At 63.8% G+C, this 210-nt stretch carries 1 protein-coding gene; it reads left to right on the forward strand.

Annotated features, from left to right (window positions below):
* On the forward strand, positions 1 to 197 hold a 197-nt coding region (locus tag ESG85_RS00005; RefSeq protein WP_164986119.1), incomplete at its 5' end, for a transposase family protein.
* Between the last annotated feature and the right edge of the window lie 13 nt (positions 198 to 210).

Below are 210 nucleotides of genomic sequence, written 5' to 3' on the forward strand. Positions count from 1 at the left end.
GGGGGCGGTGGGAGAATCTTTCCAACGGTCAGCAGGCGGTGAACCGGTCCCACGCGAAGATCCGCGCCCTCGTCGAGCAGGCCACAGCCACCCTCAAGTCCTGGCGGCTCCTTCGCAAGCTCCGATGCTCGACCACCCGGATCACCAGCCTCGTCCAAGCCGTGCTCACACTGCATTTGGCCAGCTCAGACCGATGATGGAAAAGCCTCA

Origin of the sequence: Streptomyces roseicoloratus, from assembly GCF_004117935.1 — a bacterium.
Taxonomy (GTDB): domain Bacteria; phylum Actinomycetota; class Actinomycetes; order Streptomycetales; family Streptomycetaceae; genus Streptomyces; species Streptomyces roseicoloratus.